At 58.2% G+C, this 6,044-nt stretch carries 5 protein-coding genes and 1 pseudogene; all 6 read left to right on the top strand.

The window, feature by feature from the left end; all coding sequences use genetic code 11:
* Window positions 1–597 precede the first annotated feature (597 nt).
* The 6 genes and pseudogenes from P1S46_10970 (at window position 598) to proB (ending at window position 5,893) form a co-directional block, all read left to right on the top strand.
* Entirely contained in the window at window positions 598–2,103 is a 1,506-nt protein-coding gene (locus P1S46_10970) for an Rne/Rng family ribonuclease (protein ID MDF1536997.1), read from the top strand.
* A 286-nt stretch (window positions 2,104–2,389) separates the two neighbouring features.
* Window positions 2,390–2,698, top strand: a pseudogene (locus P1S46_10965) (transposase).
* A 323-nt stretch (window positions 2,699–3,021) separates the two neighbouring features.
* Window positions 3,022–3,333, top strand: coding sequence for a 50S ribosomal protein L21 (gene rplU / locus P1S46_10960; protein MDF1536996.1), 312 nt, complete (start codon window positions 3,022–3,024; stop codon window positions 3,331–3,333).
* A 147-nt stretch (window positions 3,334–3,480) separates the two neighbouring features.
* Entirely contained in the window at window positions 3,481–3,738 is a 258-nt protein-coding gene (gene rpmA / locus P1S46_10955; GenBank protein MDF1536995.1) for a 50S ribosomal protein L27, read from the top strand.
* A gap of 24 nt (window positions 3,739–3,762) precedes the next feature.
* The gene (gene obgE, locus P1S46_10950; protein MDF1536994.1) at window positions 3,763–4,773 is read left to right on the top strand and encodes a GTPase ObgE; all 1,011 of its coding nucleotides are present in this window, start codon (window positions 3,763–3,765) and stop codon (window positions 4,771–4,773) included.
* Complete coding sequence (proB, locus tag P1S46_10945) at window positions 4,766–5,893, top strand: glutamate 5-kinase (protein MDF1536993.1); 1,128 nt, start codon at window positions 4,766–4,768, stop codon at window positions 5,891–5,893. Before obgE ends, proB begins: the two co-directional genes overlap by 8 nt.
* Window positions 5,894–6,044: the final 151 nt, after the last annotated feature.

The following is a 6,044-nucleotide window of genomic DNA, read 5'->3' as shown; positions in this document are numbered from 1 at the left end:
TAAGGAAAGGGAAAACGACGCTTTTCCCTTTCCGTGGAGCGAAAAGTCCCGGATTGGACTTTTTGCGACTCTATCAACAGTGAATCGTGAAACGTGAAACGTGAATGGAGAACCGTGAACAGTAAACTGTTTACCGTGAACTGAACTTTCCCCCTGACTTAATTCAGGATTATTGTTATTTATATCCAGGAGCCGGTCGAAGAACCTGACCAGACTCCTGGGTATCGTTTGCCGGAAGATGTTACACTTCCGGCAGAAAAAATCGATAGGGATCCGGGCGGTCGGGATCTTATGACACGCTTCCGGGCCCGCAAACAACCTCAAACGAAGGCCTTGTTATACCCATGAAAAAGTGGATTTACAGCATCAGCTCAATATTCAACAGAGCTCGCCAGGCGACGAGCGGCACTCCTCGCGCTGATCTTGCGGAGTCCATGGATGAGTGCGGTTATTCAACTGTGAACTGCTTGCCCCGAGCTTTGTCGAGGGGTTCACTGTGTACTGAAAACTTCCCCCCATACACAACGCGATCGGGTCGCGTTATCCGTTTTGGATCAAAATTGAGTAACTTTCACTCGGAATTGAAAGGTTTGGTCAATGGCATCGGAAATCGTTATCAACACCAACGACTTCGAGACGAGGGTGGCTCTCCTGGAGAACCGCCAGGTCCTGGAGATCTCCGTGGACCGTATCAAGGACCGCGGCATCACGGGGAACATTTACAAGGGCAGGGTCGTTCGGGTCCTACCCGGCATGCAGGCGGCATTTGTTGAAATAGGTCAGGAGCGCGCCGCCTTCCTCCATGCATCGGACATCGTCCTGGACATGGGGGAGTACGCCGAGATGCTCAACGGGGACGACCTCAACGGGGACGACGACTTCCCCATGATAACCTCGTCGGGCCACCCCATCGAGGATCTCCTCAAGGAAGGGCAGGAGGTCCTTGTCCAGGTCACCAAGGAACCCATCGGAACCAAGGGAGCGCGGGTCACCGCCTACATCACCCTGCCCGGCCGTATGCTCGTTCTCATGCCCAACCTTGTCAAGGTCGGGGTGTCGAGGCGTATCCAGGATTCCGGGGAGCGGGAGCGGCTTCGAACTGTCGTTGGCGACCTCAAGCCCAGCGGCGTGGGCTTTATCGTCAGGACTGCCGCTGAAGGGGCCACAGAGGACGAGATCCGCCAGGACATGGATTTTCTCGTCCGGCTCTGGGAAACGATCAAGAAACGCCGTCCCCGGTCCCGCGCCCCGAGCCTCCTTTCCGCGGAACTGGACCTGACGCTGCGGGTCCTGAGGGACCTTTCCAACATCGACATCGAGGCGATTTACGTAGACTCCAGGGATGAGCTGAAGAAGCTCAATGACTTTTCCCGGAAGTTTACCCCCGGCCTCAGGGCTGCGCTGACCCTCTACGAGGAGGAAGAGTTGATCTTCGAGCATTTCGGCGTGGAGATGGAGATCAACCGGGCCCTGGGCAAGAAGGTCTGGCTCAAATCGGGAGGCTACATCGTCATCGACCAGACGGAGGCCCTCACAGCCGTGGACGTCAACACCGGGCGGTTCGTCGGAAAGCGCAACCTTGAAGAAACCATCGTCAAGACCAACATGGAGGCGGTCCAGGAGGTTGTCTACCAGTTGAGGCTCCGCAATATCGGCGGCCTCATCATTATCGACTTCATCGACATGGAAAAGTACGCAAGCCGCAAGAAGGTTTTTTCCGCCCTGGAAGAGGCCCTGAAGGAAGACCGGGCCAAAACCACCATCCTCCAGATCTCCGAGCTCGGTCTCGTGGAGATGACCCGCAAGCGGACACGGGACAACCTTGCCTCCATCATGACCGAACCGTGTCCCTACTGCGAGGGGAAAGGGACCATCAAGTCGCTCCGGACCATCGTTTACGATATCTTCCGCCAGGTCCGGCGGGACGCTCCCGGCCTCGAAGGCAAGCGGGTGATCATCATGGTCCACCCCAAGGTGGCCGACCTTCTCTACGAGGAGGAGAACGAGTACCTGGAGAAGCTGGAGAAGCAGGTGAAGAAGAAGCTGGTGGTGAAGACGGATTACAACATGCACCAGGAACAGTACCAGATCATGGGTTTATAATAGTCCGCCTCATTTATCTTCCTCCCCCTACTGGCCCGACGAAGCATTACGCGAAGGCGGCTGAGGGGGGAGGATCGAGGTGGGGGTGTAGCCATAATCCGGTATCGTTCCTGGTGGCGAGAGCGAAGCGCAAAGCGCAAAGTACGAAGGGAAGGCCCGATAAGGGTCTTTCTCTTCTTGTGTTCAAATCCAGGGATCCATCCCCCGACACCCCGATACACGTGGTGAGCACCTGTCTGCGTGCTTGCCCGCGCGTGGCGCGCAAGCAGGCAACGCACAGGCAGGTAGCGAGAACCGGATCAAGGAGCTTAAGATCGGGCTTGGTATGGAGCGGATGCCTTGCGGGCAGTTTTGGGCCAACGCTGTATTCTTCCGGATCGGCATATTGGCGTACAACCAGTTCCGGATGTTCGAGCTGAAGGTCTTGCCGGAGGATTGGCATCGTCACCAGCTCCGGACGGTGCGTTGGCGATTGTACCAGGTGGCGGGCAAGGTCGTGCGTCACGCCGGTCAGGTATGTTTGAAGGTTCGGCAGGCGTACTATGGTTTGTTCGAGATGATCCGGCGGAGGATCCGGATCGTTGCGATGGCGTAGCGGATAGATCTTACAAAGACGGGGTATGTGTTCCTGAGCCTGCCTGCCGCAGGCAGGGGGCAACCATACCCGAAATCCGCTGATTGGGCCCTTTTGGCCGGGGCTTCGGCGCTGGTCGACAGCACCTGACGGCAATTAGACCGGTTCATCGGACCCAAAACGAAAAAACAGTCTCTCAGACGCGCCGACCGGAGGCCAGACAAAACCAATCTCGGATTTCGGGGGTTCCACCCAGTTGTTGACAACTGGGAGCCGTTTTGGTAAGTAATTCTGTTCCTAATCCAATAGCTATTTTTTGCAGTAATATAGGGAGGCTGGAAGTCATGTATGCAGTTATACAGACCGGCGGTAAACAGTATCGCGTCAACCAGGGCGACATCATCAAGGTGGAAAAACTGGCCGCCGACGTCGGATCAAAGGTGGATTTCGACCATGTTCTCCTCGTGGGTGAGGGGCCTGAGGTCAAGGTAGGGAGCCCGACAGTGGCCGGCGCCATGGTTTCCGGCACCGTGGTCGAACAGGACCGCCACCGGAAGATCATCGTCTTCAAGATGAAACGGCGCAAAGGTTACCGGCGCAAGCAGGGGCACCGCCAGGATTACACGGGTGTCCGCATCGAGACGATCTCCGGTTAACACAGTTTTTTTAGGATCAACAGTCCATGCAGCCGGGTCCTGTGTAACGGTTATCCCGGGCGTGAGAAACGGTTTAGATCCGCGAGTAATACCCAAAATCTGCACGACACGATCGGTTTTCGGGATTTTGGGTAAAGGAGATAGGAAATGGCTCATAAGAAAGCTGGCGGAAGTTCCAATAACGGGAGAGACTCCCAATCGAAACGCCGGGGCGTTAAACGGTTTGCAGGCGAATTTGTCCGCGCGGGTAATATCCTCGTACGCCAGTGTGGCACCAAGATCCACGCAGGCAGCAACGTCGGGCTGGGCAGGGACTATACCCTCTTTGCCAAGGTCGACGGGATCGTCAAGTTCGAGCGCAAGGACAAGAGCCGCAAGCAGGTCAGCGTCTACGGGATCGAGTAGCACCTTCCCCACCGCCCGCGACCGATGAGATTCATCGACCGCGTCAAGATTTTCGTGGAATCGGGGGCGGGCGGTGACGGCTGCGTCAGTTTTCGAAGAGAAAAATTTGTACCCCGCGGAGGCCCCGATGGAGGAGATGGCGGCCGAGGCGGGGATGTTTTTATCCGCACGGACCCCCACCTTTCCACACTCATCGATTACCGTTACAAACATGAATACCGGGCCGGATCCGGAGCCCATGGCATTGGTGCGAAAAGAACGGGCAAGGACGGAGAACCTGTCGTTCTAAGGGTTCCCCCGGGTACCCAGATCATTGACGCCGGCACCAGGGAGATCCTCGCCGATCTCACAGAAGGCCAGTTCCTGGCTGCGGCCGGTGGGCGGGGCGGGTGGGGGAACGTCCACTTTGCCACACCCACCCTGCAGGCCCCGAGGATCAGCAAACCGGGCAAGCCTGGAGTTTCCAGGGAGCTGGTCCTGGAACTCAAGCTGATCGCCGACGTCGGCATCGTGGGAATGCCTAACGCTGGTAAATCCACCCTCATTTCGCGTATCTCGGCGGCCCGTCCCAAGGTGGCCGACTACCCCTTCACGACCCTGGTTCCCAACCTGGGGGTCGTCCGGGCTGGTGAGGAGCACAGCTTCGTGGTGGCGGACGTCCCCGGCCTGGTGGAGGGTGCTCACGAAGGGGTGGGCCTCGGACACCAGTTTTTGCGGCACGTGGAGAGGACCTCGGTGATTCTCCACCTGATCGGCCTGGCCCCTGGTGACGAGGACCCGGTTCTGGCGTGGCGAACGGTACGGCACGAGCTTGAACGTTACGCGGCCGATCTCGCAGGGAAGGAGAGCCTGGTAGCCCTCAACAAGATCGACCTGCTGGGGGCCGAAGAGACGGGAGAGATCGCCGCGAGGTTCCAGGAGGAGACCGGGATCGCACCCCTTCTCATCTCTGCCGCGGCGAGCCAGGGACTCAACCCCCTGGTGGGGAGGCTTTCGGGGATGGTCGAAAAGGCCAGGGGGTTAAAAGATGGGTGATATCAGACGTCGGCTGCTGAAGGGTCGGAAACGGGTAGTGGTAAAGCTGGGCAGCCTGGTGCTGGCCTCACCCGACGGCGGGGTCGACCAGGATCTGCTGAACAGGCTGGCCGACGAGGTTGCGGCCCGGGACAGGGGTGACCGGGAGTTCATCATTGTCAGCTCGGGTGCCATCCTCATGGGGATGCAGGAGATGAGCCACCTCGAGCAGCCCAGGACTATCCGGACCAAACAGGCTTTGGCGGCTGTGGGGCAGAATCGCCTCATGCAGGCCTACGCCGAAGCGCTGGGCCGTCACAGGATCAAGGTCGGGCAGGTTCTCCTCACCAGCGAGGGACTCGAGAACCGCCACCGGTTCGTCCTTTCCCGCGATACCATGGAAGAGCTGCTGAAGATGGGAGTCGTTCCGATCATCAACGAGAACGACACGGTTGCTGTTGACGAGATCCGGTTCGGCGACAACGATTTCCTGGCTTCCATGGTGGTCAACCTCACCGACGCCGACCTCCTGGTCATCCTCACAACCACCGAAGGGCTTTTCGACCGCGATCCCAGGCTGGGAGAGGGAAACCTCGTCGAGGTGGTTCAGGAGGTCGACGAGAAGATCGAGGATATGGCGGGAGGACCGGGAGAGGCCGGAAGCGGGGGGATGTCGTCCAAGGTGCTGGCGGCCAAGCGGACGGCCCGGATGGGAGTGCCCACAGTCGTTGCCGACGGCAGACATCCGGGAGTTCTCACACGGATCCTTGAAGGGGAACCTGTGGGTACCTTGTTCCTGCCGTCGGAGGAAAAGATGGCCTCCAGGAAACACTGGATCGCCTACTCGGGAAAACCGAGGGGCACTCTGGTGATCGACGACGGGGCCGTAAAAGCGCTCACAACCATGAAGAAAAGCCTTCTTCCTGCGGGTGTCCGGGAAGTGACCGGTGAGTTCGAGAAGGGCTCCATGGTCCAGTGCGTGGACAGCTCCGGGCGCGAGATCGCCAGGGGGGTCACCTGTTTTTCCTCCATGCAGATCCGGCAGATCATGGGCCTTCACAGCGACCGGATCGATTCAGTCCTCGGAGCCTGCCCGGGGGAGGAAATTATCCATCGAGACGACCTCGTAATTTCTGAATAGGTCTCGATGGGATTTCACATTTCACATTCCAAATTTCAAAAAGTGCATACTGTTGCGGCTTTACTTGAAAGATGAAATTTGATGACTTCGCAAAAAGTCATCAACGCGCCCCGCGCGGGGCGCCCAAATCAATGACTCACTCCGTAAGTCA

The organism is bacterium (assembly GCA_029210545.1).
GTDB lineage: Bacteria > BMS3Abin14 > BMS3Abin14 > BMS3Abin14 > BMS3Abin14 > JARGFV01.
Note: the sequence above shows the minus strand (reverse complement) of the source record. Positions and strands in the feature narration are given on the sequence as shown.

Coding starts and splice junctions, on each gene's coding strand:
- P1S46_10970 (MDF1536997.1), top strand. CDS start 598: ATGGCATCGGAAATCGTTATCAACACCAACGACTTCGAGACGAGGGTG.
- proB (MDF1536993.1), top strand. CDS start 4,766: ATGGGTGATATCAGACGTCGGCTGCTGAAGGGTCGGAAACGGGTAGTG.
- obgE (MDF1536994.1), top strand. CDS start 3,763: ATGAGATTCATCGACCGCGTCAAGATTTTCGTGGAATCGGGGGCGGGC.
- rpmA (MDF1536995.1), top strand. CDS start 3,481: ATGGCTCATAAGAAAGCTGGCGGAAGTTCCAATAACGGGAGAGACTCC.
- rplU (MDF1536996.1), top strand. CDS start 3,022: ATGTATGCAGTTATACAGACCGGCGGTAAACAGTATCGCGTCAACCAG.